The sequence below is a fragment of the Kitasatospora sp. NPDC059571 genome (genome assembly GCF_042735675.1).
Taxonomy (GTDB): Bacteria; Actinomycetota; Actinomycetes; order Streptomycetales; family Streptomycetaceae; genus Kitasatospora.
On sequence record NZ_JBHWBW010000085.1, the window covers coordinates 1 to 1,510 of the forward strand.

A 1,510-nucleotide genomic window follows, 5' to 3' on the forward strand; every position below is an offset into this window, starting at 1 on the left:
GGTGGGGCGCGGGGGCGGGGGGCCGCCCGCCCGGCGCGGGGCGCGCGGCCTCGGGCCAGGCGCTACCGGCCGACGGGCGGGCTCATGCGGACCTCGTCACCGCAGACGGTGATCCGGGCCGGCTTCCCGTGCTGATCCAGCACCTGGACCCGCGCCAGGGTGCTCTCGCCCGGTGCGGCCACCTCGCCGGCCTCGGCGGTGACGGACGGGTTGCAGCTGTCGCTGTCCGGGCCCTTGCCGTTCATCTCGGAGTAGTGCAGGGCGAACACCGCCTTCCTGCCCGCGGCCAGGGTCACCGGGGCGGGGCTGCCCTTCCCGACCGCGACGGCCTCCGGGCCCTTGCCGAGGTGGAACTCGAGCCTCGGGTAGCCGGCCATGGTGCAGCCGTGGGAGCCGGAATTGACGGCGACGAGTTCGGCGTTCGCCGGATCCTTCGTCCCGGTGCCCGCGTCGGTGAGGCGGGTCAGCGCCCACCTCAGATCCCGGGCGGCGCAGGCGGGGGCCTTCGGGCCGCCGGAGCCCGTCGCCACCGTGACCCCCGGGGCTGCGGCGGTCGGGGCCGCGGTCCGGCCCGCGAGCGGTGCGGCGGACACCGTGGCCGGCCCGGCGGCCTTGGCCGGGCCGGTCGCGGGGCCGGAGCCGCAGGCCGTCAGGCCGACTCCGGCCAGCAGTGCCGTTAAGGAAGCCGCCACCAGGTTGCGCGAGTTCATGGATCCCCCCGGATCGTCAGGACAGCCGGCGGGCCGCTTCCGCCCGGCCGTGCTGTGTGTTCCCAGGGATGAACACACCGGGAGCGGCCGATCGGTTGCCCCTTGCTGAGAATCTCCTGGGAGAACCTGTGGCTTCCCTCCGCGGGCGGCCGGAACCCGTCCGCGAGATCCTCTGCGGGCGATGTAGAGAACCGTTCGGCGGCTCCGTTCGTAGGGTGAGTGCGCCACACTGGGCGCGCCGAAGATCGAGGAGTCCCGTGCCGAAGTTCCTGCTGATGGTCAACCACGACGGCGGAGTGTTCGAGGAGCCCATGGACCAGTGGGCCCCCGGCGACATCACCGCGCACTTCGACTACTACGCGGCCCTGACCGAGGAGCTGGTCGCGAGCGGCGAGATGGTGCAGTTCACCGGACTGGCCGACCCGCGGCTGGCCAGGATCGTGCGCTCGGACGGCGGGGCGGCGCCGGTGGTGACCGACGGCCCGTTCCCGGAGTCCAAGGAGGTGCTGGCCGGGTTCAACGTCGTCGACGTGGAGTCGGAGGCCCGCGCCCTGGAGATCGCCGCCCGGATCTCGGCCGTGCCCGGACCGGGCGGGGTGCCGACCCGGCAGCCGGTCGAGGTGCGCCGGGTGATGAGCGACGTGGCGTTCGACCTGTGACCGACCGGACCGGCATCGAGGGGCGGCTGGGCGCCCCGGCGGCCCCCGGCCGCGGCGCGGCGACCCCCCGGGGGGGGGCGGTGGAGGGCGGGGGGGCCGCCGGGCCCGTGGGCCGGTTTGCCCCCCCCCCGCCCCGGGCCC

The 1,510-nt window shown here is 75.8% G+C and carries 2 protein-coding genes; one reads left to right on the forward strand and one right to left on the reverse strand.

Features of this window, described 5'->3' with window-relative positions:
- Positions 1-62: 62 nt before the first annotated feature.
- Positions 63-710 (reverse strand): DUF4232 domain-containing protein, encoded by a 648-nt coding sequence (locus ACFV0G_RS12900; protein ID WP_380545857.1) that lies wholly within the window; start codon positions 708-710, stop codon positions 63-65.
- A 257-nt stretch (positions 711-967) separates the two neighbouring features.
- On the opposite strand from ACFV0G_RS12900, the gene ACFV0G_RS12905 reads away from it, so the two are divergent.
- Positions 968-1,369, forward strand: coding sequence for a YciI family protein (locus tag ACFV0G_RS12905; protein WP_380545859.1), 402 nt, complete (start codon positions 968-970; stop codon positions 1,367-1,369).
- Positions 1,370-1,510 lie beyond the last annotated feature (141 nt).